The following is a 22,568-nucleotide window of genomic DNA, read 5'->3' on the forward strand; positions in this document are numbered from 1 at the left end:
GCGCTCAGGGGTGCGTCGCGTGCTCGTGCCCGGCGCGACCCCGGGGCTCGAGCTGGAACGTGGAGTGCGCGACGTCGAAGTGCTCGCTGAGGCATCCGCCCAGTTCGTCGAGCAGTGAGCCGACCCGGCCCTCGGCGAACACGGCCGGCTCGACCTCGACATGGGCGCTGAAGACGTGCGCGCCCGTCGTGATCGCCCAGACGTGCACGTCGTGGACGGCGACCACGCCCGGCGTTCCGAGAAGGTGGTCCCGGATCTCCGCGACATCCGTGTCGGCGGGCGCCGACTGGCTGAGCACGCGCGTGACGTCGCGGAGCAGCACGAGCGCTCGCGGCACGATCAGGGCGGCGATCACGAGCGACGCGATCGGGTCGGCGGCATCCCACCCGGTCGCCACGATGACCGCCGCGGCGGCGATGACGAGCGCCGACCCGAGCGTGTCTCCGAGCACCTCCAGGTAGGCCCCGCGCAGGTTGATGGAATCCCGGGCCCCGCCGCGGAGCACCAGCAGCGCGACCACGTTCGCGACGAGGCCGGCGATCGCGACGGCGAGCATGGGCCCGCCGGCAACCTCGTGCGCCTCGCCCTCGGCCCCGGCGAGGAGTCGCCCGATCGCGCCCACCGACACCGTGACCGCGACGACGACGAGGATCAGCCCGTTCACGAGCGCACCGAACACCTCGAAGCGGCGGAACCCGTACGTCTGCCTGTCGGTCGCCGGGCGTGCGGCGACGATCGCCGCACCGAGCGCGACGACGAGCCCGAGCAGGTCGCCGGCCATGTGCCCGGCATCGGCGAGCAGGGCGAGCGACCCGCTGACCAGTCCGCCCGCGACCTGCACGACGAGGAACACGCCGATGATCGCGATCGCGGCGCCGAGCCGGGTGCGGTTCGCGGCGTTCGCGGCGTCCGAGTGGTCGTGCGGGTGCGCCATGGTCATTCCAGCGTAGGCGCGGACGGCGGGCCCCGGCGCTGACGGGAATGAGTCGCGTTCTCAGCGGCGTTCGGGCCACCCGGGCCGCGTTGCTCATGCGCCGCGCGATCGCGGTGAGCACCTCGGCTTCGCGGAGGTCCCGGTCCGGGGTGGCGATCAGCGCGCGTCGAGCCCCGCGGCGATGCGCTCCAGCTCGGGCAGCAGCGCGGCGAACGCCCTCGCCCGGTGGCTGTGCGCGTTCTTGACCTCGGGTGCGAGCTCCGCGGCCGAGACCTCGAAGCCGTCGGGGAGGAAGATCGGGTCGTACCCGAACCCGTTCACGCCCGCGCGCTCGGTCGCGATCCGGCCCGGCCACGCGCCGACGGCCGCGAACTCGTACGGCGCCGCGCCCGCGGCATCCGGCACCACGAGCGCGATCGTGCAATGGAAGTGCGCCGTGCGGTGCGGGTCGCGGATGTCGGAGAGCTGCGCGAGGAGCAGTTCCAGGTTCGCCTCGGCGCCGCGACCGGGTCCGGCCCACCGCGCCGAGAAGATGCCGGGTGCGCCGCCCATCACGTCGACCGCGATGCCCGAGTCGTCGGCGAGCGCGATCCGCCCGGTGCGGGATGCCGCGGCGCGGGCCTTGATGAAGGCGTTGTCGTCGAACGACGTGCCGTCCTCCACCGGCTCCGGCCCGTCGTACGCGAGCACCGTCACGCCGGGAACGTGCTCGCCGAGGATGTGCTGGAACTCGGCGACCTTGTGGGCGTTGTGGGTCGCGAGGACGATCTCGAGCGGCTGCGGCATCCGTTCGCCCCCGCTCACGCGCCCGTCGCGACGGCCGCGCCCGTGGCGTCGCCGTCGAGCGGCCGGCCGAGGGCGTGCCGCTGGGCGGCCGCGAGGTCGGTCGTGCCCGCGAGGGCGAGGTCGAGCAGCGCGTCGAGCTCGCGGCGATCGAAGGGCGCGCCCTCGGCCGTGCCCTGCACCTCGACGAAGAGCCCCCTGCCCGTCGCGACGACGTTCATGTCGGTCTCGGCGCGCACGTCCTCGACGTAGGCGAGGTCGAGCATCGGGGTGCCGTCGATGATGCCGACCGAGACGGCGGCGACCGTGTCGATGAGCGGCGTCGCCTTCTGCGCGATGAACCGCTTGCCCCGCGCCCACTCGATCGCATCGGCGAGGGCGACGTACGCGCCCGTGATCGCCGCGGTGCGCGTGCCGCCGTCGGCCTGCAGCACGTCGCAGTCGATCTGGATCGTGTTCTCGCCGAGCGCCTTCATGTCGACCACCGCGCGGAGGCTCCGCCCGATGAGCCGGCTGATCTCGTGCGTGCGCCCGCCGATACGGCCCTTGACCGACTCGCGGTCGTTGCGCGTGTTCGTCGACCTGGGCAGCATCGCGTACTCGGCCGTGACCCAGCCGGTGCCCTTGCCCGTCATCCACCGCGGCACGCCGTTGGTGAAGCTGGCGGTGCAGAGCACCTTGGTCTTGCCGAACGAGATGAGGGCGCTGCCCTCGGCGTGCGCGCTCCAGCCGCGCTCGATGACGACGTCGCGGAGCGCGTCGGGGGTGCGCCCGTCGGCGCGGACGAGGTCGGGGTGGGCGTGCTCGGTCACTGTGGTCTCCTGTCGGCGGCGGATGCGGCGTGGCCGGCCGTGCCGCGCGCGCGGAGGCCGGGAAGGGCGAGGGCGCCCGTCTGCACGAGCTCGACGCTCGAGATGTCGGGGCCGATGAGGCGGTGCGCGAGGTCGAGGAACGCGGCGCTCGAGCCGCCGGTGGCCTCGAAGCGGTGCACCGGCGGGGTCGCGTCGCGGCGCTCGAGCCCCATCGAGACGAGCACGCGGTAGACGTCGTTGGCGGTCTCGACGTCGCTCGACACGAGGGACACGCCCTCGCCCATGACGTACGAGATCGCGCCCTTGAGGAACGGGTAGTGCGTGCACCCGAGCACCAGGGTGTCGACGTCCGCCGCGCGAAGCGGCGCGAGGTACTCCTCGGCGACCGCGAGCACCTCGGGTCCGGTCGTGAGGCCCGCCTCGACGAACTCGACGAACCGCGGGCACGCCGCGGACGACAGCTCGAGGTGCGGCGCTGCGGCGAACGCGTCGTCGTAGGCGCGGGACTGGATGGTGCCGGCCGTGCCGATGACGCCGACGCGACCCGTGCGGGTCGCCGCGACCGCGCGACGCACCGCGGGCTGGATCACCTCGACGACGGGCACGTCGTAGCGTTCGCGCGCGTCGCGCAGCATCGCCGACGACGCGGTGTTGCACGCGATCACCAGCATCTTGACGCCCTGGGCGACGAGGTCGTCGAGCACCGCGAGCGCGTAGCGGCGCACGTCGGCGATGGGCTTCGGCCCGTAGGGCGAGTGCTCGAGGTCGCCGACGTAGAGGATCGCCTCGTTCGGGAGCTGGTCGCGAACGGCGCGGGCCACGGTGAGTCCACCGACGCCCGAGTCGAAGATCCCGATGGGTGCGTCCGTCACGGGTACCCAGCCTAGATCAGCGGATGCCGCGGGCGGCCCCGGTCGGCCCGCGTGACGCGCGGCACCGCGCCCCGCGGCATCCGCTCGCCCCACGGATAGGCTGGCCCCGTGACGACCGGGTCTGCTGCGCTGTTCACCGACCGCTACGAGCTCACGATGGTGGATGCCGCGCTGCTCGACGGCACCGCCCACCGCGAGAGCCTCTTCGAGGCCTTCGCGCGCCGCCTGCCGGAGGGCCGCCGCTACGGCGTGGTCGCCGGCACCGGCCGGCTGCTCGAGCTCGTCGAGCGCTTCCGGTTCGGCGACGACGAGCTCGAGTTCCTCCGCGAGCAGCGGGTGGTGCGCGACGAGACGCTCGACTGGCTCGCCGACTACCGGTTCCGCGGCGACATCTGGGGCTACCGCGAGGGCGAGGCGTACTTCCCGGGGTCGCCGCTGCTGACCATCCGGGCGTCGTTCGCCGAGGCCGTCATGCTCGAGACGGTCGTCCTCTCGGTGCTCAACTACGACTCCTCGGTGGCGAGTGCCGCCGCGCGCATGGTCTCGGTCGCCCTCGGCCGGCCGATCGCCGAGATGGGGTCGCGACGGACGAACGAGGGCGCCGCCATCGCCGCGGCGCGCGCCGCGTACATCGCCGGGTTCGACGCGACGAGCAACCTCGAGGCCGGGCGGAGCTGGGGCATCCCGACCATGGGCACCGCGGCGCACGCGTTCACGCTGCTGCACGACAGCGAGGAGGCCGCCTTCCGCGCCCAGGTCGAGGCCATGGGCCCCGGCACCACGTTGCTCGTCGACACCTACGACATCGAGCGCGGCGTCGAGACGGCGATCCGCGTGGCCGGCACCGAGCTCGGCGCGGTCCGCATCGACTCGGGCGACCTGCCCACGGTCGTCGCGGCCGTGCGGGAGCAGCTCGACGCGCTCGGAGCCGTCCGAACGCGCATCACCGTCACGAGCGACCTCGACGAGTACACGATCGCAGCGCTGTCGGGCGCGCCGGTCGACGCCTACGGCGTCGGCACGTCGGTCGTGACCGGCTCCGGCGTGCCGGCGGCCGGCATGGTGTTCAAGCTCGTCGCACGACGCGGGGACGACGGCGCGTGGGTCGACGTCGCGAAGGCATCGACGAACAAGCTCAGCATCGGCGGGCGCAAGAACGCCGCCCGGCGTCTCGACCGGACCCGGACGGCGCGCGAGGAGCTCGTCTTCATCGGCGACGGCCCCGAGGGCGAGGCCGAGTTCGATGACGACGACTCGCTCCGGCCGCTCATGGTGCAGCTCATGCGCGAGGGCCGGGCGGATGCCGCGTACACCGGCCGTGCAGGCGTCGAGGCCGCGCGCGCGCACCGCGACGAGGTCATGCAGGAACTGCCCGTCGAGGCGTTCCGGCTCGGCCGCGGCGAGGCGGTCATCCCGACCACGTACCGCTGACGCACCGCACGGTGCGCCGCGGCGGGGGCACGAGGGCTCAGCCCTGCTTCAACCGCTCGTAGATCTCCTTGCACGTCGGGCACACGGGGAACTTCTCGGGATCCCGCCCCGGAGTCCACTTCTTGCCGCAGAGCGCCTTGACGGGCTTACCCGTGAGCGCGGACTCGAGGATCTGGTCCTTCTTCACGTAGTGCGAGAACCGCTCGTGGTCGCCGGGCTCGACGGCCTCCTCTTCGAGGAGCTTCTCGAGTTCGCGGTCGAGCACCGTGGTGCCCCCGCCGGGCGCGTCGGGATCGGCGATGCTCGCCTGCACGGGACGGATCATGCGCTCGATTCTACGCCGCGCTCAGGCGCGGACGGCGGCCTGCAGGATCTCGGGGCCGCGACGCGCGAAGACGCGCCCGCCGACGAGGACGCCGACGACCAGCACGAGGATGCCGAGCGCCAGGCCGCTTGCGAGCGACGCGGCGTGCCAGGCGGGGTCGAGGAAGATGCCGAGACCCGCGAACACCATCGCCGGCGCCGCGACGAGCAGGGTGCCGAGCATCGTGACCGACTGCACGAGTGCCGTCACCGTCCCGGTCGACTGCGGCTGCTGGAAGGGGCTGTCGCCGGGCTTCACGACCGGATAGGGCAGGGCGGCGGAGGTGATCGACCCGATGCCCAGTCCGGCCAGCAGGAGTGCCGTGCTCACGCCGAGCAGCGACGGGAGCAGGCGCCAGTCGTCGAGGACGAACACCGTCACGGCACTGCCGAGGCCGATCACCACGATGCCCGAGATCAGCACCGGGACGAGGCGTCCCACGCGGTCCGCGACGCCGCGCACGCCCGAGGCGACGTGCAGCCACACGGCCGTGCTGTCGTACGCGGTGTCGTTGTGCAGGCTCCATCCGAGCAGCAGGCAGACGAGCGGAACCGGGATGAGTCCGAGGTAGGTCGCCGGCACGCCTGCGATCGCGAGCGGCACGACCACGAGCAGCGGCGTCACCGGCACCATGATCAGCGCCACCCAGTAGCGCGCGTCGCGGAACCAGTACGTGATGCTGCGCGCGGCGATCGCGCCGGTCGGGCCCTGCGGCATCCGGCCGAACCATCCGAGCCCGTGGTACGACCGCGGCGCCGCCTCGCGGCCCGGTGTCACGAGCATCCGGGCCACCAGGCGCTCCCACGCGCGCCACGCGAGCCACACCGTCGCGGCGGCGACGGCGAGCTTGAGCACGGCCGGTCCCCACTCCCCCGCCGCGGCGTCGCCCGGGACGGAGAACGCCGCACCCAATGGGGTCCACGACAGGATGCCGGCGATCGCGCCGAGCGCCCGGCGCCCGGACGCGGCCCAGTCGACGGTGGAGAGCGCGACGAGCACGGGCGCGGCCATGACGACGAGCAGCACGCCCACCACCCCGCCCACTTCGCGCGCGCGCCGGGTCTCGAGCAGGAGGCCGCCGAGTCCCGCGGTCAGCCGCGCGGCGAGCAGGCACGTCGCGAAGGCGAGCGCCGCCGAGACGAGCGCGAGGAGGGTCTCCGGCACGCCGCGCGACCAGGTCACGACCGTGCCGACGAGCGCGATCGCGAGCGCGAGCGCCGGCACGCCGAACGTGGCGGCGACGGCGAGCCCGAGCGCGAGCGTCCGGTCGGGCACCCCGAAGAGCGCGAACCGCCGCGGGTCCATGGTGTCGTCCACGCCGAAGATCAGCGGCACGAGCAGGAAGCCGACCACGACCGCGGACCCGGCGACGACGAGCGCGTCGCGCACGAGCGTCACGTCGTCACTGCCGCGGAGACCTGCCAGCAGCAGGAAGACCACGACGGCGGCGCCGAGTCCGTAGACCAGGCCCACCGTGATCCCCACGACCTGCCAGGCGCTGCGGCGGAAGATGTTCCGCAGCAGCCGCAGCTTCAGTCGGAGAAACTGTGCAACCATTCGAGCCCCTCCGCTGCCTTGCGTCCGCCGGCGAGCTCGACGAACCGGTCCTCGAGGGTCTGCCCCTGTCGCACCTCGTCGAGGGTCCCGGATGCCAGGACCCGGCCGCCGACGATGATCGCGGCCGAGTCGCACACCCGCTCGATGAGATCCATGCTGTGGCTCGAGAGCAGCACCGTCCCGCCTCCAGCGACGTAGCGCTCGAGGATGTCGGTCAGGTTCGCCGCGGAGACGGGGTCGACCGATTCGAACGGCTCGTCGAGCACCAGCAGTCGCGGCGAGTGGATCATCGCGCACGCGAGGGCGATCTTCTTCGTCATGCCCGCGGAGTAGTCGGCGACGAGGCGATCGAGTGCGTCCTCGAGGCCGAACGCGGCCGCGAGGTCGGCGCTGCGGTCGAGCACCGTCTTGTGGTCCAGTCCGCGGAGCGACCCGGAGTAGTAGAGCAGCTCGGAGCCCGTGAGCCGGTCGAACAGGCGCAGGCGATCCGGGAGGACGCCCGTGGCCCGCTTGGCCGCCCGCGGATCCTTCCACACGTCGATGTCGTTGATGCGCACGGTGCCCGCGTCGGGACGGAGCAGCCCGGTGACCATCGAGAGCGTCGTGGTCTTGCCGGCGCCGTTCGGCCCGACGATGCCGTAGAAGGAGCCCGCGCGCACGTCGAGGCTGATCGCGTCGACGGCGGTCGTGTCGCCGTAGCGCTTCACGAGCCCCTCGATCGCGAGCACGCGCGACGCCGTCCCGGGTGCGGGGCGCGCGACGCGGAGCGTGCGCTTCTTCCGCTGCGGGGACGAGGACGTCGGCGCGGCGACCGGGATCACGGCGACCCCGAGCTCGTCGCCCACGGCACGCACGGCGCCGTCGGCGACCGGCTCGTCGGCCCGCGCGGTCGCGGGGCCCGGCTCCGGGGCTGGTTCCGGTCCGGCCACCGGCTCCGGCGAGGACCCCGGTCCGGGCTCGGGCGTCGCCTGCGGTTCCGGGACGGGCTCCGGTTTCGGTGCCGGTTCCGGTTCGGGCGTCGACTGCGGTTCGGGCACCGGGCCGGGCTCGGACACCGGCGCCGGCTCGGGCGCCGCCGTCGTCGCGGGCTCGGCGGTCGACGCCTCCGAGGGCCCGCTCGCCGCCGGCTCGACGGGCGCGGTCACCGCGGGCTCGACGGGCTCCGCCACGGTCGTGTCGACCGATGCCGACGCCGCGACGGCGGCGACCGCGGCGGCCGGCCCGGCCGTCGTGGTCGGCTCGGCCGTGCTCGGCGCGATGGGGTCGTCGGATCGCCGCGGCGGGCGCTCCGCCTCGGTCGTGTCGGTGGTCATGGCGGCGGCGACGCGCTGTCGGGCCGCGGCCTTCTTCCGGGCGTCGGCGGCCCGCTCCTTGGCCTGCGCGAGCGAGACCGCCGGCGTCCGCACGTTCTTCGCCGCGGCGGTGCGCTTGGCCGCGGTCGAGGACGAAGCGGCGCGCGACGCGGCGCTGCGCTTGGACGCCGTGCTCGGCTCGGCGGTCTCGGCGCCGGCGGGGTCGGATGCCTCGTCGGGTCGGCCGGCCCGGCCGGTGCTCGCCGCGGAGGACCCGCGGGCCGGCGTCGCACGCGCCGCCGGCTTCCGGGCGGCGGGCTTCCGCGGGGCGGCAGCGGGCTTCGCCGCCGGAGCCTCCGACGAGTCCTCGGGACTCGGCGCCTCGGACGTGGGGGCCGCCGGCTTCGCGGGGGCGGCCTTCGCGGGGCGCGACGTCGCGGTGGAGGGGCGCTTCGCGGCAGGCTTGCGCACGGGCTTCGGTGACGCGGCCGCGGGCGCGGCATCCGTCGACGACCCGGCCGCATCGGGCGTCGCGGCATCGGCCCGCTTCGACGACGCGGTCGCCTTCGATCGCGCAGACGACCCGGCCGCCGCCCCCGACCCGGCTCGCGTCGCGCCCGAACGCGCGGACGCCGACCTGGGCTTTGCGGCGGGCTTCGCCTTCACCGGCCGCGCCGGGCTCTCGCCGGGGTCCCCGGCGCCGGACGCGACGGACGACCCCCGATCGGCGGACACCCCCGTGCCGGTGCCTTCGGGAGTCTCGTCGTCAGGGCCTGATCGCGAAACGGAAGTCACCACGACAACCTACCAACTCGCTCCCGCCCGTCCTCTGAATCCCCTGCACGCCGCGCCGGGTTGCGGGGCAGGAAACTGTGCGACTGCTGGAGGTCAGGTCACGAAACCTTCACGACGTGGGCGAGGGGTAGGGTTCGGCGAACCCGAACCGGTATCCTGAAGGTCGGCATAACGGCGTGTCCACCCAACAACTTCCGGATGAACTCCCGGCGAACTCGTCGTGGAACGGGCGCGTCGCCTCATCCGACCGATGAAGGAGATGCAGTGACCACCCAGATCGTGATCCTCGCAGCCGGCATGGGGAGCCGGCTCGGGCGAACCCTCCCCAAGCCGCTCACCGAGCTCAGCGACGGCCGCACGATCATGCGCCAGCAGTTCGACAACATCGAGCACGCCTTCGGGCGCAATGCCGCGGTCACCATCGTCGTCGGCTACAAGCTCGAGCACATCATCGAGGCGTTCCCGCAGGCGTCCTTCGTGTACAACGAGGAGTACGACCAGACGAACACGTCGAAGTCGCTCATGCGCGCCCTGCAGGCGTCGCAGGCGGGCGGCGTCCTCTGGATGAACGGCGACGTCGTCTTCGACCCGCGCATCCTCGACCGCGCGCTGCCGTTCATCGCGCGCGATCAGTCGTTCGTGACCGTCAACACCGCCAAGGTGTCCGACGAAGAGGTCAAGTACACCACGAGCGCCGAGGGCTACATCAAGGAGCTCTCGAAGACGGTCAAGGGCGGGCTCGGCGAGGCCGTCGGGATCAACTACGTCTCGAGCCGCGACAAGTCGACCCTGCTCGCGCACCTGCAGCGCGTCGGCGCCCAGGACTACTTCGAGCGCGGCATCGAGCTCGCGATCGAGCAGAACGGCATGCTCGTCGAGCCGATGGACGTCTCCGACCTCTACGCGGTCGAGATCGACTTCGCCGAAGACCTCGAGCGGGCCAACCACTTCGTGTGACCTGCGCACCACCCACAGCGTGAGAAGCGGATGCCTCGTGGCATCCGCTTCTCGCATGCCGGGGCCCGGCCACGCCGGTTCGGGAGCCGTGCGCGGGGCATCTACGATGAGAGCCATGAGCTACGCCGACTCGCATCCGTTCTCGCGGACGCGCTGGTCGGAGTACCGTCACTCGCTCTGGCTGCTCACCACGCGCGACCTGAAGGTGCGCTACACGACGTCGGCGCTCGGCTACCTCTGGTCGATCCTCGACCCGCTGCTGATGGCCGCGATCTACTGGTTCGTGTTCACGCAGGTCTTCCAGCGCCCGCTGGGAACCGACCCGTACATCGTGTTCCTGCTCGTCGCGCTGCTGCCGTGGATGTGGTTCAACGGCGCGATCTCCGACTCCACGCGCGCGTTCCTGAAGGACGCCAAGCTCGTGCGGTCGACCAAGCTTCCGCGGACCATCTGGGTGAACCGCATCGTGCTCTCCAAGGGCATCGAGTTCGTGCTCGCGCTGCCCGTGCTGGCCCTGTTCGCACTACTCGCGGGCGCGCAGGTGAACGCGGAGCTCGTCTTCTTCCCGCTCGCGGTGGTCCTGCAGGCCGCGCTCACCGCGGGCATCGGCCTCGTCATCGCCCCGCTGGTCGTCTTCTTCCGCGACCTCGAGCGCGCCGCGAAGCTCGTGCTCCGGTTCCTCTTCTACGCCTCGCCCATCATCTACGGCACCACGAACCTCCCCGAGGAACTCCACTTCTGGGCCGCCTTCAACCCGCTGACCGGCATCTTCAGCCTGTACCGCGCCGGATTCTTCCCGGGCGAGCTCGACTGGTTCGCCGTCGGGGTGGCGGCAGCGATGTCCGCAGGGTTCCTCGCGGTGGGCCTCTGGGTCTTCCGCGGCGCCGAGCGCCAGGTCCTGAAGGAGATCTGATGACCGAGGCCGCCATCCGCACCGACGACCTCGGCATCCGCTTCCGACGCAATCGCCGGGGCCGCCGCACGTTCAAGGACCTCTTCTCGCGCACGCGCCGGCGCATCCGCCCGGACGAGTTCTGGGCCCTCCGCGACGTCACCGTCCACGTCCGGCCCGGCGAGGCGATCGGCGTGGTGGGCCGCAACGGCCAGGGCAAGTCGACGCTCCTGAAGCTCGTCGCGGGGGTGCTGATCCCCGACGAGGGTGCGGTGACGGTCAACGGCGGCGTCGCTCCGCTCATCGAGATCACGGGCGGCTTCGTCGACGACCTCACGGTCCGCGACAACGTCTACCTGACCGCCGGGCTGCACGGCATGACCCGCGCTCAGATCGACGCGAAGTTCGACGGGATCATCGGGTTCGCCGAGATCGGCGACTTCCTCGACACGCCCTACAAGCACCTGTCGAGCGGCATGAAGGTCCGCGTGGCGTTCGCGGTGGTCTCGCAGCTCGACGAGCCGATCCTCCTGGTCGACGAGGTGCTCGCCGTCGGCGACAAGGCGTTCCGCGAGAAGTGCTACCGGCGCATCGAGGAGATGCTCGAGGGCGGGCGCACCCTCTTCTTCGTCTCGCACAACGAGCGCGATCTGCGCCGCTTCTGCACGCGCGGGCTCTACCTCGACAAGGGCCGGCTGGTGCTCGACGCTGGCATCGACGAGGTCATCGACCGGTACAACGCCGACTACGGCACACGCTGAGCGACTCCGTCAAGCCCCGCGATCCTGCAGGCGGCTTCCCACGTGCGCGTCCTAGGATTCCAGCCATGTCCGACCGAGTGCACCGCATCACGTCGATGGGTTCCGGCGCACCCCACGAGTCGGCGCCGGGCACGCCCGAAGGGCCGCCCGCCGCCGCCGCGGGCGCACCGGGGCCGGATGCCGCGAATCGCGCCGAGGGCCTCGAACGCGGCCTCGACCGGCTCCTCTCGATCCAGCGTCCCGTCGTGCTCGCGCACCTGCGGGCCGTCCGCCGTCACCATCCCCATGCGACCCCCGACGAGATCGTGCGCATCCTCGAGCGTCGCTACCTGACCGCGGTGACCACGGGCGGCGCGGCCGTCGGTGCGACGGCCGTGGTCCCCGGCATCGGGACGGGCGTGACGCTGGCGCTGTCGGGCGTCGAGACCGCCGCGTTCCTCGAGGCGACCGCGCTGTTCGCCCAGTCGGTCGCCGAGGTGCACGGGCTGCACGTCGAGAACCCGGATCGCGCTCGCGCGCTCGTGATGACCCTCATGATGGGCCGCGAGGGCGTGGACCTCGTGCAGCAGTTCGCCGCGCGCGCCACCGGCCAGGGCGTGAGCCGCGACGCGTACTGGGGCGAGATCATCACGAGCAGCCTGCCCAAGGCCGTCGTCGGCCAGGTCGTCGACGGACTGCGCCGGAAGTTCATCAAGCAGTTCGCACTGCGCGGCGGTGCGGGCATCATCGGCCGCGCGATCCCGTTCGGGATCGGCGCCGCGATCGGCGGTGCGGGCAACCACGTGCTCGGCCGCCGGGTGCTCCAGCAGGCGCGCCTCGCATTCGGCGCCGCACCCGCCCTGCTGCCGGTCGAGCTCGAGCCGCGCGACGCGGGCGAGTCCGGGGTCGCGCGCGCGGCGCGACGCGGCGGCACCATCGGCGCGGTCCTCGCCGGAGCCACGAGCCGCGGCATCCGCTCTGCCGGGCGGGCGCTCACGCGTCGACGACGCTGACGCCGGCGAAGGTCGGGTTCGCCTCGCGCCGGAGGGGCTAGTCGACGTCGATGTCGTCGGAATTGTCGGCGACCTCGCCCTCGGCGTCGTGCTCCTCGATCTCCGGGTCGTCGGCGTGGAGTGCCGCGAAGCGCTCCCACTCGGCCATGAGGTGGTCGACGGCCGCGTGGAATCGCGCCGTGGTCGAGCCCGGCGTGGTGTCGCCGAAGTACCGCTCGACCCAGAAGCCCAGCCGCTCGAGGGCCGCCTCGTCGTGGGCGACCTCGTCGACCCGCGCCGCCATCGCTGCGCCGTCGGCCGCGTCGAGCCACTCGCACGCCGAGAGGTAGCCGCCGGTGTCGATCTGCGCCTCGGGATGCACCGGGCGCGTGACGAGCAGGGGCCTGCCCGCGGCGAGCCGGTCGTAGACCATTGCGGAGATGTCGACGATCGCGACCTCCGCCGCCGCCAGCTGCCAGCCGAGGGAGGGCCCGTCGTCGTAGACGTGCCGGGCGGACGGATCGGCCGCGTTCGCGGACGCGATCGCCTCGATGATCGCCCGGTTGGCGGCGCCGTACTCGTGGTCGACCACGCCGGACCGCGGGTGGGGCCGGTAGATCACGCGGTGCCGACCGCTCGCGAGCAGGCTCGTCACGAGCGCGACGCCGTGCGAGACGACCGAGCCGTACGCGGCCGCGCCGCGGTCGCCCTCCCACGTCGGTGCGTAGAGCACCACCTCGCGGTCGTCGGGCGTGTACGGGAGGGGCGAGCCGTCGAGGTAGTGGTCGGCCTGCGGGCGGCCGATCGGGATGGCGCGCTTGTCGAAGTCGTAGTCCCAGAGGACCTTCTCGAGCCGGGCCCTGGCCGCGTCGCCCGCGATCAGGGCGTAGTCGTACGCCTTGAACTGGTTCGTCGTCATGTACATCTTGTCGGATTCGCCGTGGTTGATGAACACGTGCCAGCGGCGTCCGTAGCGCATCATCTGGAAGTTCTTCGCGTTCTGGTTGACGTAGAACACGAGGTGCAGGTCCTGGTCGTGGATGACCTGCTCGAGGTCGGCGACCCGGCGCACGTACGCGACGGGGAGCGGCGACTCCTCGAGCAGCTGCAGCGCGGCGCCCGAGGCGCGGCTGAGGATGACCACCGGGTGGACCTCGGCCAGCCGGGCGAGCGGCCGGTACCACTGCCGGAGCTGGTAGAGGTTGACCTTGCCATCGGCGAAGTAGACGCCGATGCGGTACCGGTGCGGTTCGAGCGGCGGGCGGGCGGCGAGCTCCCGGCTCAGTCGTCGCTGTGCGCGGCGCGAGCGCACCACGTTCTGGACGAGCTTCACGGCACGGCGCGCATCAGTCCTCAAACCCACCGTCCAAGGGTAGCCGCCGGGCCGGACCCTCAGACGACCGGCGGCCGCCCGGCCCGAGTCATCCGCCACACCGTCTGCCAGGACATCGGTCGCCGCTCCCCCGGGTCCTCGCGCCATCCCGCCCGCCAGCCGGCGAACCATGCCGTGAGGGCCTTCGGATCCCGCGCCCAGCGCAGCACCTGGATCGCCGTCCACGAGGCGACGTAGAGGGGCACGAGCACCGCGGGCAGGTTGCGGCGGGCGAGCCACACCCGGTTGCGGGCGTTCAGCCGGTAGTAGTAGGCATGCCGAGCGGGATCGATGACCGGATGCGCGGCCTCGAGGTCGCCCGCATACCAGGCCCGTCGCCCGGAGTCCCAGACCCGCCACGCGAGCTCGATGCCCTCGTGCGCGTAGAAGAAGGGGTCGGCCCACCCGCCCGTCGCGTCGAAGGCGTCGCGCGGCATGAGCACGGCGCCCTCCCAGCACGAGAAGACCTCGCTCGAGTGCGCCGGATCGCCCTTGCGGATCCGCGGGATCCAGCGCCGCGGGGCGGTCCGGCCGGTGGGGTCGACCACGCGCGGCTGCACGAGACCGAGGTCGGGCTGCGAGGCGAGCAGGCGGCATCCGTCGGCGAGGAAGGACGGACTCGGGAGGAAGGCGTCGTCGTCCAGGAAGAACAGGACCTCGCCCTCGACCTGCGGAACCCCCCGGTTGCGTCCCGCCGGGATGCCGAGGTTCTCGGGCAGGTGCAGCGTGCGCACCTCGGGCGGCAGCGGCGGGTCGGCGGTGGCCGGATCCCAGCCGTTGCCGACGCACACCACGTCGACCGCGACGTCGGTCTGGTCGAGCACGCTCCGGATGCCGCGCGCGAGCTCGACGGGCCGCCGGCCCTGGGTGAGCACGACGACGCCGACGCGGGTCACCGGCGTGGTGCGGTCAGGCCCGGACACGGCGTGACGCCATGATCGCGACGAAATGCCCCAGGAGCGCCAGCGTCGCGAGCGGCAGCAGCGCGAGCACCACGATGCGGTCGACCTCGGGCTGACCCGCGACGAGACCGACGAGGGCCGCGGCGAACGCGATGAGCGTCAGCTCGACCGAGTGGTACAGGCGGTGGAACGGGAGGAATCGGGCGACTCGGCGGAGCTTGGCGATGAGCCCGCCGCGGGGGGCGGTCTCGCCGTGCGTGTCGGCGAGCTTGGGCAGTCCCGCGTGCGCGCGCGCGACGTGGACCATGTCGTTGAGCGCCTTGTTGAGCACGATCACGAGCGCGAGGAGCGCACCGACGGTGGTCCACAGGAAATCGGCGGGGAACTCGAGCGGGTACGCGGCGGCGCGGATGCCGAGCGCGATGGGGATGAGCGCCTCGGTCGAGTAGTGGCCGACCTTGTCGAGGAACACGCCCGCGGGCGACCGCGTGCCGCGCCAGCGGGCGACCTCGCCGTCGCAGCAGTCGACGAGCATCTGCAACTGCCCCAGGACCACCGCGAGGAGGGCCCCCCACACGCCGGGGATCAGCAGCGCCGCCGCGGTCGACCACCCGACGAGGATCATGAGCCCGGTGACCCCGTTCGCGGAGATGCGCGTGCGCAGCAGCAGCCACGTGAGGTACGGCGAGAGGTCGCGCAGGTAGAGCGACGCGGTCCAGTGCTCGGCGTTCCGGCGGTTGCGCACCTCGGGCGGCTGCGTCACAGCACGGAGCTCGGCGATGCTCGTCGGCCGTCCGCGACCGGGCGTGGTCTCCGTCATGCTCACCTTCCCGTGTGGCTCGCGATGTTGCTCGTGAGCGAGAGGTAGCCGAGCACGAAGCCGGTCCCCCACGCGACGTGGATGCACGGCAGCACCACGAGGAACCAGCCGAACACGGCCGAGCCGCGCCCGCGAGCGTACACGAGCGCCGCGACGAGGACGAAGAGCAGGTACACCGCCGGTGCGGCGAACCCGGCGAGCAGCCACGGCGTCGCGCCGATCGCGAGCTGCACGAGCCCGACGACGCCGAGGAGGATGCCGACCGCCACGCCCACGACCATGAGGGGCGGCACGAAGTAGCGGATGCCGTTGTCGCCGGGGAACCGGCGGGCGAGCTCGCCCCGCCACAGGCCCGTGGAGAGCATCTGGCGCGCGAGCCGTTCGACGCTCGAGCGCGGGCGGTACGTGACGGCGAGCTTCGGGGTGAACCAGACGGTGCCGCCCGTGTCGCGCAGCCGCCGGTTGAGCTCCCAGTCCTGCCCGCGCTTGATGCTCTCGTCGAAGAGGCCCACGCGCTCCAGCGCGCTGCGCCGGAAGACGCCGAGGTAGACCGTGTCGGCCGGGCCCTCCTCGCCGCCGACGTGGAAGGCGCCGCCGCCGAGGCCGACCGGGGTCGTGTAGGCGAGCGCCACCGCGCGCTCGAAGGCGGTCTCGCCGCGTGCGTCCATCACGCCTCCGACGTTGTCGGCGCCGGTGCGCACGAGCGCCTCGACCGCGACGCGCGTGTAGTCGGTCGGCAGCATCGAATGCGAGTCGACGCGGACGACGACGGGGTGCACCGCCGCGCGGATGCCGATGTTCAGCCCCGCCGGAGTCGACCCGACGGCGTTCTCGAGCACGCGCACGCGCGCGTCGCTCGCCGCGAGGTCGGCGACGAGCTCGTTCGTGCCGTCGATCGACGGCCCGAGCGCGATGAGCACCTCGACGGGACCGTCGTACTCCTGCGCGAGGATCGACGAGACGGCCGCGCGCACGTGGGACGCGTCGTTCAACACGGGCATGACATAGGAGACGCCGATCGGCGGCGACAGCTCCGCCGGATGGTGCTGCTCGGGCATGGTCCTCACTCGTGCACAGGGTCGATCGAGCCTAGCAGCAGGGGGCTCCGCCCACCGCGACGCGACGGGGGCCGGACCATGCCGGTCCGGCCCCCGTCGGGAAGGGCGACACGCCGCCGAGGTCAGCCCTCGAAGGTGCCGAGCGTCACGTCGACCGTGCGGGACTCGCCGTCGCGCGTGTAGGTCACCTCGGCCTCGGCGCCGCCGGGCAGTGCGCGCACCTGAGCGGTGAGGTCGGTCTGGTCGGTGATCGGGATGCCGTTCAGCGCGGTGACCACGTCGCCGGACTCCAGGCCCGCGGACTCGGCGGCTCCGCCGGGGCTCACCTCGGAGATCAGCGCACCGACCGTCGAGCCCTCGCCGGCGGCCTGCGCGGAGGTGACCGTCGCGCCGAGGAGGCCGTGCGTGGCCGCCCCGTCCTCGATGATCTCGTTCGCGACGCGCTGCGCGAGGTTGGCGGGCACGGCGAAGCCGACGCCGATGTTGCCGGCCTCGCCCGATGCGCCGCCCGCCGACAGGATCGCGACGTTGACGCCGATGAGCCGGCCCTCGGAGTCGAGGAGCGCGCCACCGGAGTTGCCCGGGTTGATCGCGGCATCCGTCTGGATGACCGGGATCGAGATGAGGCCGCTGCCCTGCGACTGGCCGCCCTCCTGGCCGGGGACGTCGAAGTTCCAGAAGTCGAACGGGCTCTCGCCCTCGCCCTCGCCCTCGCCGCCGTCCTCGCCGCTGCCGTCGTCGGGCGTCTCGGGCGCCGCGGCGGACTGCACGTCGATGCTGCGGTTCAGCGCGCTCACGATGCCGTTCGTCACGGTGCCGGAGAGCCCGAGCGGGGCGCCGATCGCGATCGCCGTGTCGCCCACGTTGAGCTCGTCGGAGTCCGCGAACTCGATGGCCTGGAGGCCCGAGGCGTCGACGAGCTTGATGACCGCGAGGTCGCTCAGCGGATCGGTCCCGATGAGCTCGGCCGAGTACAGGCGGCCGTCGTCGGTCCGGACCTGGATGCTCGGGTCGCCCGTCGCACCGTCGAGCGTCACCACGTGGGTGTTGGTGAGCACGTAGCCGTCCTCGGAGAGGACGACGCCGGATCCGGTGCCCTGGCCCTGTCCGCCGGACACGGCGATCGTGACGACGCTCGGGCTCGCGGAGGCGGCGACCGCCGAGATCTGGTTGACGGACTCGGTGTCGTTGATGACGATCCGCTCGCCCGAGGTGGACTCGAGCACCGTCTCGTCGCCGTCGTTCGTCATGAGCGCGGTGATCCCGGCGCCGGAGGCGCCGCCGATGAGGGCTGCCGCGACGACCGCGGCCGCCACGCCGAAGCCGGCGCGACGCTTCTGCGGTCCTTGGGGCGAAGCGGATGCCGCGGGCGCGGGGCCGCCGAAGGCCGGGGGCACCGATCCGCCGCCGTCATCCGTCCGCCCCGCGATCGGCGCAGGGTGCGCGGCGCTCGCGGCAGCGGCTCCCGCGGCGGCGGCCGTGAGCGGCGTCGTCGGGGCGGTCGCGCCGGGAGCCGGCGCCGTGGCCGGTTCGTGACGGTACTGCGGCGCGACGTACGGCTGCGGTGCCTGACCGGGCGTGTAGACGGTACCGGTCGGACGCGGCGCGGAGTCCGCCTCCATCGCGGCGGGCGCGGTCGGCACGGCGGGCTCGGCGGGCTCGGCGGGCTCGGCGGGCTGGGCCGTCGCACGAGGAGCTTCGGACGCCTGCGGGGTGCCCGCGGCGGGCGCCTGCGGCTCGTCCTGGGGGCGGGGCTCGGGGTGGTGCTCGTGCCCGCCGGGGGTGGTGTCGGTCATGTGTCGCTCCCTTCAGCGAAAGCCAGCATCGCCCGTGGATCTGTGCGGGGCTTCTGCGATTCCTATGACTCGGCTGTGCCGGCACCGGGAACCGCCCGGACGCATCGGCAAGCGTATCGGCCGCACCGTGACGTACGGTGTGAGCGTGGACGACACCGGAGCCCCCCACCTCCTGCCGTGGCAGCGCACGGCGGCCGGCGCGGGGCTCCTCGCCTCCGACGGCACCGTCGCGCCGACCGTGTTCGCCGAGATGAGCGCGCTCGCGCTCGCCACCGGCGCCGTGAACCTGGGGCAGGGCTTCCCCGACGAGGACGGCCCGAGCGAGGTGCTCGAGGCCGCGCGCGACGCGATCGCCTCGGGCCTCAACCAGTACCCGCCCGGAGCGGGCATGCCGGTGCTACGCGAGGCGATCGCGCGGCACCAGCGGCGCTGGTACGACCTCGGGGTCGACCCGGCCCGCGAGGTGCTCGTCACCGCCGGCGCGACCGAGGCGCTCGCGGCCACGATCCTGGCGTTCGTCGACACCGGCGACGAGGTGGTCTCCTTCGAGCCCTCGTACGACGCCTACGCGGCGCTCGTCGCCCGCGCCGGCGGCGTCCACCGCACCGTCCCGCTGCGGTTCCCGGACTGGCGTCCCGACCACGACGAGCTCCGCGCCGCGGTGTCCGACCGCACCCGCGTCATCCTGGTCAACTCGCCCCACAACCCGACCGGCGCCGTGCTCGACCGCGCGACCCTCGAGCTCGTCGTCGAGCTCGCGCACCGGCACGACGCGCTGATCGTGACCGACGAGGTGTACGAGCACCTCGTCTTCGACGGCGTCCACCTCCCGATCGCGACGCTGCCCGGCGCATGGGAGCGCACGGTGACCATCTCGTCGGGCGGCAAGACCTTCAACACCACCGGGTGGAAGATCGGCTGGCTCACCGGGCCCGCCGACCTCGTCACGGCGGCGCTCGCCGTGAAGCAGTACCTCACCTTCGTCAACGGCGCGCCGTTCCAGCCCGCGATCGCCGCGGGACTCGACCTGCCCGACCGCTTCTTCGCGGATGCCGCGGCGTCCCTCGCCGCGCGGCGCGATGTGCTCGTCGCGGGGCTCGATGCCGCGGGGTTCACGACGTCGGTGCCGCAGTCCGGCTACTTCGTCGTCGCGGATGCCGCGGCCCTCGGCGAGGCGGACGCGGCGGCGTTCTGCCGCGAACTGCCGCACCGCGCCGGCGTCGTCGGCGTTCCCGTCACCGCGTTCGTGCACCCCGACCGCCGCGACGCGGTGCGGACCCTCGTGCGCTTCGCGTTCTGCAAGCGCCGAGAGGTCCTCGAGGACGCCTCGGCCCGACTCGCGGCGCTCAGTCCCCGCCGTGCCGGGGGCGCTCGGCGACCGTGAACCGGCGCAGCCTGAGGGCCGGATTGAGCCGACGCACCGACTCGATCCGCTCGCGCGTGAGCCAGGCGACGGCGACATCCGTCTGCTCGCCGATCGTCGCGACCTCGACGCCCATCGGGTCGACGACCATGCTGTTGCCGGCGCCGACGGGCGGGGCGTGGTCGGCAGCGGCAACGTAGATCGTGTTCTCGAGCGCCCGGGCGGTGGTGAGCGTGCGCCAGTGCGACTCCTTGAGCGGGCCGCGCACCCATTCGGCCGGCATGCAGATCACGTCCGCGCCCGCGTCGACGATGCGGCGGGACACCTCGGGGAATCTCGCGTCGTAGCAGGTCTGCAGCCCGAACCGGAGGCCGCCCGCCTCGAACAGCTCGGGTGGGGAGACCTCGCCCGGTGCGACCCATTCCGATTCGCGCTGCCCGAACGCGTCGTACAGGTGCAGCTTGCGATAGCGCGCGACGACGCCCGCGCCCGGTGCGACGGCGATCACCGTGTTCGCGACGCGGCGCTGTCCGTCGAGGCGCTCGATCATCCCGGCGACGAGGTGCGCGTCCAACCGGTCGGCGAGTTCGGCGAGCGCCGTCGCGAACGGGCCGTCGAGGGGCTGCGCGGCGTCGAGCCATTCGGCCGACGGCGTGGCCGTGAACCAGCTGGAGTACTCGGGGAAGACGATGAGCCGCGCCCCGCGGTGCACGGCGAGCTCGGCGAGGCGGGCGATCTCGGCGAGGTTCGCGTCGGCGTCGTCCCCGGGGGCGAACTGGGCCACGGCGAGCGCGAAGCCCGCGGCATCCGTCTGCATGCCCCCAGCCTAGGACGGGGCGGGTCCTGCGGGTCAGCGGCCGCCCGTGCCGTCAGGCACCGCGAGGGGTGACGCGGTCGCGGACTCGATCGACGATCGCCTCGAGCTCGCCGGTCGTCGTCTCCAGCTCGTCGAGGGCGCGGAGGAGGTCCGAGCGCTCCGACCCCGCGTCTCCCGCGATCCTCAGGTCGGTGCCGACGTTCAATGCGGCTGCCCGCGTGCTCGCGGCCAGGGTCGCGGCCGCCGTGCCGACGTCGGCCAGCAGCAGGGTGCTCGTGTCGTCGACGAGTTCCCGGAGGACCGGCACCAGGGTCGCGGCGAACCGCCCGACCGACACGGACGACTCGGCGGCCGCGAGGCCCGCCTCGCGCATGGCCGCCGAACGGTCCGCCGCGTCGTCGCGTCGATTCGCGGCGGCGAAGCCCGAGGAGGCGACGGTGTCCTGATCCGCCATCTCGGGGGCGGTCTCGCGCATCGCCGCCGAGAAGGCCTCGAGGCATCGCCGCCGGATCTCCTCCTCGGGCGACGCATGGGATCTCCGGTGCGCGACGACCATCTCGACGAGCGCAGCGGCCATCCCCGCCATCAGGGCGGCAGCGGCCCCGCCGCCCGGGTTGGCGCCGGTGGACGCCAGGGCGTGCAACCACTCCGAGATCGGCTCGTCGGCCGTCAGTCTGCGCTCCATGAGTCGAGGGTAGGCCGCTCGACGCGTCATCCGGCGGCCCATCTTTCATCGACGTCCATCGCTTTTAGAACTAGACTGGTGGCGTGCACACGGAGCAGAGCTCGGGCGAAGCGTCACGTCGGCGGCGGATCAGCGCGGTCACCGCGCTCTCGGATCCGGCGAGGATGGCGCTCTACGAGCTCGTCTCGCGCAGCGCCGACCCGATCAGCCGCGACGCGGCATCCGCCGCGGTCGGGCTCTCGCGGAGCACGGTGGCGTTCCACCTGGACCGCCTCGCCGACGAAGGCCTCGTCGAGGTGCGCTACCGCCGCCTGAGCGGACGCAGCGGTCCGGGGGCCGGCCGTCCGTCGAAGCTGTACGGCCGCGCCGAGGGCGAGGTGAGCGTGTCCCTCCCCGAACGGCGGTACGACCTGCTCGGCGACCTGCTCGCGAGCGCCATCGAGGAGGCCTCGGCCGCCGGCGCCGACGTGCAGGCGACGCTGCACGAGCTGGCCCGGCACGAGGGTCGCGGGATCGCCGATGGCAGCGCGACCCTGCTCGCGGCCCTCGAGGGCCAGGGCTTCGAACCCCTCGACGACGGCGATGACGTGGTGTTCGGCAACTGCCCGTTCCACGCGCTCGCCCAGCGGCACACCGACCTCGTGTGCGGCCTGAACCGCGCTCTCGTCGAGGGCATGGCCGAGGTCGTCCCCGGAGCCGTCGGCGTGGTCGCCGAACCCGGGGCCGGCCGGTGCTGCATCCGGCTGCCCGGTGCCGCCGGCGAACGGCGGCAGGACACCGTCGACCCGACCGTGCCCGACGGCGGACCCCGGTGAGCCGGACCGGATGAGGCGACCGTGCTGCTGCAGGGGGTGGACTGGACGGGTTGGCTCCTCTGCGGGCTGCTCGCGACCTCCGCGCTGACGGCCGTCATGATCGGCGCGCAACTCGCCGGTCTCACGCGGCTGGACCTGCCGCTCGTGCTGGGCACCCTGGTCACCGAGGACCCGGACCGCGCCCGGGTGGCCGGCTTCCTCCTGCACCTCGTCGCGGGTCAGGTGTTCGCCCTCGGATACGCCGCCACCTTCGCCCTGGTCGGCATCGCGACATGGTGGCTCGGCGCGCTGCTCGGCCTGCTGCACGTCGCGGTCGCGCTGCTCGTCATCCTCCCGCTGCTGCCCGGCATCCACCCCCGGATGGCGTCCGAGCGCGCGGGACCGAGCACGACCGCCGTCCTCGAACCGCCGGGCCTGCTCGGGCTGAACTACGGCTACCAGACCCCCGCAGTCGCGATCGCCGCGCACGTGCTGTACGGCTCCGTGCTGGGCATCCTGCTGCAGGCGGGGGCGGGGTGA

General features: G+C 73.1%; 23 protein-coding genes. 9 read left to right on the top strand and 14 right to left on the bottom strand.

Annotated elements, in window-relative coordinates:
• Positions 1-4 precede the first annotated feature (4 nt).
• The 4 genes from WBQ80_RS03610 to murI form a co-directional block, all read right to left on the bottom strand.
• Positions 5-934, bottom strand: coding sequence for a cation diffusion facilitator family transporter (locus WBQ80_RS03610; protein WP_336571224.1), 930 nt, complete (start codon positions 932-934; stop codon positions 5-7).
• Between the two features lie 156 nt (positions 935-1,090).
• Entirely contained in the window at positions 1,091-1,720 is a 630-nt protein-coding gene (rdgB, locus tag WBQ80_RS03615; protein WP_336571225.1) for an RdgB/HAM1 family non-canonical purine NTP pyrophosphatase, read from the bottom strand.
• A 14-nt stretch (positions 1,721-1,734) separates the two neighbouring features.
• Positions 1,735-2,529, bottom strand: a complete 795-nt coding sequence (gene rph / locus WBQ80_RS03620) for a ribonuclease PH (RefSeq protein WP_336571226.1) — start codon at positions 2,527-2,529, stop codon at positions 1,735-1,737.
• Positions 2,526-3,401, bottom strand: coding sequence for a glutamate racemase (gene murI, locus WBQ80_RS03625; RefSeq protein WP_336571227.1), 876 nt, complete (start codon positions 3,399-3,401; stop codon positions 2,526-2,528). Before murI ends, rph begins: the two co-directional genes overlap by 4 nt.
• A 108-nt stretch (positions 3,402-3,509) precedes the next feature.
• Here murI and WBQ80_RS03630 point away from each other — a divergent pair, with 108 nt between their 5' ends.
• The gene (locus tag WBQ80_RS03630) at positions 3,510-4,832 is read left to right on the top strand and encodes a nicotinate phosphoribosyltransferase (RefSeq protein WP_336571228.1); all 1,323 of its coding nucleotides are present in this window, start codon (positions 3,510-3,512) and stop codon (positions 4,830-4,832) included.
• A gap of 37 nt (positions 4,833-4,869) precedes the next feature.
• On the opposite strand, the gene WBQ80_RS03635 is transcribed toward WBQ80_RS03630, so the two are convergent.
• From WBQ80_RS03635 to WBQ80_RS03645, 3 genes are read right to left on the bottom strand one after another with little or no spacing between them, the layout of a single operon-like run.
• Positions 4,870-5,157: a DUF3039 domain-containing protein gene (locus tag WBQ80_RS03635; RefSeq protein WP_336571229.1), complete on the bottom strand. Its 288-nt coding sequence runs from the start codon at positions 5,155-5,157 to the stop codon at positions 4,870-4,872.
• A 21-nt stretch (positions 5,158-5,178) separates the two neighbouring features.
• Entirely contained in the window at positions 5,179-6,753 is a 1,575-nt protein-coding gene (locus WBQ80_RS03640) for a hypothetical protein (protein ID WP_336571230.1), read from the bottom strand.
• Entirely contained in the window at positions 6,729-7,790 is a 1,062-nt protein-coding gene (locus WBQ80_RS03645; RefSeq protein WP_336571304.1) for an ABC transporter ATP-binding protein, read from the bottom strand. The genes WBQ80_RS03640 and WBQ80_RS03645 overlap by 25 nt, the downstream gene beginning before the upstream one ends.
• Before the next feature lie 391 nt (positions 7,791-8,181).
• Here WBQ80_RS03645 and WBQ80_RS03650 point away from each other — a divergent pair, with 391 nt between their 5' ends.
• From WBQ80_RS03650 to WBQ80_RS03670, 5 genes are all read left to right on the top strand, one after another.
• Positions 8,182-9,000 carry a hypothetical protein gene (locus WBQ80_RS03650; protein ID WP_337282461.1) on the top strand — a complete coding sequence of 273 codons (819 nt, stop codon included), beginning with the start codon at positions 8,182-8,184 and terminating at the stop codon, positions 8,998-9,000.
• A 104-nt stretch (positions 9,001-9,104) separates the two neighbouring features.
• Positions 9,105-9,797: a phosphocholine cytidylyltransferase family protein gene (locus tag WBQ80_RS03655; RefSeq protein ID WP_336571234.1), complete on the top strand. Its 693-nt coding sequence runs from the start codon at positions 9,105-9,107 to the stop codon at positions 9,795-9,797.
• A 115-nt stretch (positions 9,798-9,912) separates the two neighbouring features.
• Positions 9,913-10,710 carry an ABC transporter permease gene (locus WBQ80_RS03660; RefSeq protein ID WP_336571235.1) on the top strand — a complete coding sequence of 266 codons (798 nt, stop codon included), beginning with the start codon at positions 9,913-9,915 and terminating at the stop codon, positions 10,708-10,710.
• Positions 10,710-11,450, top strand: a complete 741-nt coding sequence (locus WBQ80_RS03665; protein ID WP_336571237.1) for an ABC transporter ATP-binding protein — start codon at positions 10,710-10,712, stop codon at positions 11,448-11,450. The genes WBQ80_RS03660 and WBQ80_RS03665 overlap by 1 nt, the downstream gene beginning before the upstream one ends.
• Before the next feature lie 65 nt (positions 11,451-11,515).
• Positions 11,516-12,442: a hypothetical protein gene (locus WBQ80_RS03670; RefSeq protein WP_336571238.1), complete on the top strand. Its 927-nt coding sequence runs from the start codon at positions 11,516-11,518 to the stop codon at positions 12,440-12,442.
• Between the two features lie 37 nt (positions 12,443-12,479).
• On the opposite strand, the gene WBQ80_RS03675 is transcribed toward WBQ80_RS03670, so the two are convergent.
• The 5 genes from WBQ80_RS03675 to WBQ80_RS03695 all read right to left on the bottom strand — a co-directional run bounded on the left by WBQ80_RS03675 (position 12,480) and on the right by WBQ80_RS03695 (position 18,369).
• On the bottom strand, positions 12,480-13,784 hold the full coding sequence (locus WBQ80_RS03675; protein ID WP_336571239.1) for a hypothetical protein: 1,305 nt from the start codon (positions 13,782-13,784) through the stop codon (positions 12,480-12,482).
• Positions 13,785-13,813: 29 nt separating this feature from the next.
• Positions 13,814-14,716, bottom strand: coding sequence for a glycosyltransferase family 2 protein (locus WBQ80_RS03680; protein WP_336571240.1), 903 nt, complete (start codon positions 14,714-14,716; stop codon positions 13,814-13,816).
• On the bottom strand, positions 14,703-15,515 hold the full coding sequence (locus WBQ80_RS03685) for a CDP-alcohol phosphatidyltransferase family protein (RefSeq protein ID WP_336571241.1): 813 nt from the start codon (positions 15,513-15,515) through the stop codon (positions 14,703-14,705). The genes WBQ80_RS03680 and WBQ80_RS03685 overlap by 14 nt, the downstream gene beginning before the upstream one ends.
• A 2-nt stretch (positions 15,516-15,517) precedes the next feature.
• Positions 15,518-16,573: a glycosyltransferase family 2 protein gene (locus WBQ80_RS03690; RefSeq protein ID WP_336571242.1), complete on the bottom strand. Its 1,056-nt coding sequence runs from the start codon at positions 16,571-16,573 to the stop codon at positions 15,518-15,520.
• 122 nt (positions 16,574-16,695) lie between these two features.
• A complete protein-coding gene (locus WBQ80_RS03695; RefSeq protein WP_336571243.1) occupies positions 16,696-18,369 on the bottom strand; it encodes a S1C family serine protease in 1,674 nt (557 codons plus the stop codon).
• Positions 18,370-18,514: 145 nt separating this feature from the next.
• Here WBQ80_RS03695 and WBQ80_RS03700 point away from each other — a divergent pair, with 145 nt between their 5' ends.
• Complete coding sequence (locus tag WBQ80_RS03700; protein WP_336571245.1) at positions 18,515-19,753, top strand: aminotransferase class I/II-fold pyridoxal phosphate-dependent enzyme; 1,239 nt, start codon at positions 18,515-18,517, stop codon at positions 19,751-19,753.
• Here the strand turns inward: WBQ80_RS03700 and WBQ80_RS03705 are convergent.
• Both WBQ80_RS03705 and WBQ80_RS03710 read right to left on the bottom strand, forming a co-directional pair.
• Complete coding sequence (locus tag WBQ80_RS03705) at positions 19,716-20,549, bottom strand: carbon-nitrogen hydrolase family protein (RefSeq protein WP_336571247.1); 834 nt, start codon at positions 20,547-20,549, stop codon at positions 19,716-19,718. The genes WBQ80_RS03700 and WBQ80_RS03705 overlap by 38 nt on opposite strands.
• 52 nt (positions 20,550-20,601) lie before the next feature.
• Entirely contained in the window at positions 20,602-21,234 is a 633-nt protein-coding gene (locus tag WBQ80_RS03710; RefSeq protein ID WP_336571248.1) for a cyclodeaminase/cyclohydrolase family protein, read from the bottom strand.
• 83 nt (positions 21,235-21,317) lie between these two features.
• Here WBQ80_RS03710 and WBQ80_RS03715 point away from each other — a divergent pair, with 83 nt between their 5' ends.
• Positions 21,318-22,049 (top strand): helix-turn-helix transcriptional regulator, encoded by a 732-nt coding sequence (locus tag WBQ80_RS03715; protein ID WP_336571249.1) that lies wholly within the window; start codon positions 21,318-21,320, stop codon positions 22,047-22,049.
• A gap of 21 nt (positions 22,050-22,070) precedes the next feature.
• A complete protein-coding gene (locus tag WBQ80_RS03720) occupies positions 22,071-22,568 on the top strand; it encodes a hypothetical protein (protein ID WP_336571250.1) in 498 nt (165 codons plus the stop codon).

It is taken from the genome of Agromyces sp. CCNWLW213 (genome assembly GCF_037199545.1).
GTDB lineage: Bacteria > Actinomycetota > Actinomycetes > Actinomycetales > Microbacteriaceae > Agromyces.